Source organism: Flavobacterium sp. (genome assembly GCF_035456225.1).
GTDB lineage: Bacteria > Bacteroidota > Bacteroidia > Flavobacteriales > Flavobacteriaceae > Flavobacterium.
Window position 1 is genome coordinate 1 of the sequence record NZ_DATIDM010000004.1, and the last position, 2,245, is coordinate 2,245.

At 37.7% G+C, this 2,245-nt stretch carries 2 protein-coding genes; both read left to right on the plus strand.

Annotation, left to right across the window (positions count from 1 at the left end; translation table 11 throughout):
- Positions 1–53: 53 nt before the first annotated feature.
- Positions 54–1,415 carry an exonuclease domain-containing protein gene (locus VLB74_RS00230; RefSeq protein WP_325201463.1) on the plus strand — a complete coding sequence of 454 codons (1,362 nt, stop codon included), beginning with the start codon at positions 54–56 and terminating at the stop codon, positions 1,413–1,415.
- A 29-nt stretch (positions 1,416–1,444) separates the two neighbouring features.
- A partial coding sequence (locus VLB74_RS00235) for an ion transporter (protein WP_325201464.1) occupies positions 1,445–2,245 on the plus strand: 801 nt, incomplete at its 3' end.

Here is a 2,245-nt window from a genome sequence, read left to right on the forward strand (position 1 = left end):
AGAAAACTTTATCCTGAACTGATTACTGAATACTGAACACTGAACACTGAATTTTGTACGCAATACTTGACATAGAAACCACCGGAGGACAATACAACGAAGAGGGCATTACAGAAATTGCCGTCTATCGATTCGATGGTCATGAGATTGTGGACCAGTTCATCAGTTTAGTTAATCCGGAGATTCCGATTCAGCCTTTTGTGGTGAAACTTACCGGAATTAACAATGCTATGCTGCGTTCGGCACCAAAATTTTATGAAGTAGCCAAACGTATCATTGAAATAACGGAAGGATGTATCATAGTTGCCCATAACGCTTCTTTTGATTACCGCATCCTCCGCACTGAATTTCGTCGTTTAGGTTATGATTTCAGTAAACCTACACTTTGCACTGTGGAACTTTCCAAAAAATTACTTCCAGGGCATCATTCCTATAGTCTGGGTAAATTAGTCAGAGCCTTGGGAATTCCTATGGCCGACAGACATCGCGCTACCGGAGATGCCATGGCAACAGTAAAACTTTTCAAGATGCTTTTATCCAAAGACTTGGAAAAAGAGATTGTGAAAAGTTATATCAAAACCGAAATAAAAGCCGGAATATCGCCCAAATTATTGGATATCATTGACGGAATTCCTTCAAAAACAGGAATTTATTACATCCATCGCGAAGACGGAACCATCATCTATATAGGAAAAAGCAAGAATATTAAAAAAAGGGTTAATCAACACTTTACCAGTACCGATCGTAAAGCAAAAAAATTACAGAATGAAGTTTTTGCCGTTACTTTTGAAGAAACGGGCAGTGAATTGATTGCACTTTTAAAAGAAAGTGAGGAAATCAAAGTAAACCGTCCTCCTTATAACAGATCGCAGCGAAAAACCATTTTCCCGTATGCATTGTACGCTGAAAAAAACAAGGATGGTTATATTGCTTTACATGTACAGAAAACCGATGGAAGGAAAAAAGAAATCACCTCTTTTTCAACCTTGCAGGAAGGAAAATCACTCTTACATAAAATTACAGAGGAGAATCATCTTTGCCAGAAGATAAACAGCTTGTACGATACTAAAAAAAGCTGTTTCCAGTATGATTTGAAACAATGCTATGGTGCTTGTATCGGAGAAGAAGCTCCTGCAGAATACAACCAACGGGTTACGCATTTTATTGAAAACAATCAGCTGCATAGCCAAAGTATGGTTATTGTGGATCAGGGAAGAAATATAAATGAACGAAGTGCCGTACTGATTGAAAACGGAATCTATAAAGGGTATTGTTTTTACGATCTGAATTATCAGATTAACAATATCGACATCCTTAAAAACATCATCATCCCGATGGATAATAACCGTGATTCGAGAAACATCATTCTGAATTACGTCCGTAAAAAGAAAGTTATTAAAATTGTCAGGTTTTAATTAACTTTAATGTATCTTTTTTACGTACCATGAAAAAAATCAAATCTGAATACGAACTTCTTCGGCAGAGAATTTACATCATAGTTTATGGTTCAAATACTGTTGCAGGACGTCTTTTCGATATAGTTTTATTGGGCGTTATTCTTTTGAGTGTCCTATTGGTTATGCTGGAATCGGTGGAACATCTGGATGAAAAATACCATTCCACAATAATTGTATTCGAATGGATTATTACTGTTTGTTTCACTTTAGAGTATGTGCTTCGGATTATCTGCAACAAAAAACCACTCACTTATATTTTCAGTTTTTACGGGATTGTCGATTTCATTTCGATTCTACCCATGTATCTGTCCTTTTTCATTCCGGGCTCCCGAATATTGTCCGTAATCAGGGCTTTGCGTTTGCTTCGTTTATTTGGCATATTGAATCTAGTCCACATCACAGGTCAGGAATCACAGTTAAAACTAGCCATAAAAGCCAGCCGATCGAAAATCATCGTGTTTATCTACTTCGTCTTGATTGTTTCCATATTACTGGGTACAGTCATGTATGTTGTTGAAGGAAAAGAAAGCGGTTTTACCAGTATCCCTACCAGCATCTATTGGTGCATCGTTACCCTGACAACCGTTGGCTACGGAGATATTGCGCCAGTTACCATAACCGGACAAATTATAGCTTCCTGCATTATGATTTTAGGTTACGGAATTATTGCCGTACCAACAGGAATCGTAACAGCCGAATTTGCAGCTGCGAAAAGAAATCAGAAATTGAACCAAAACGCCCAAAAGTGTCCATCCTGCTCTACAATAGCTACTGTTGAAGACGCGAAA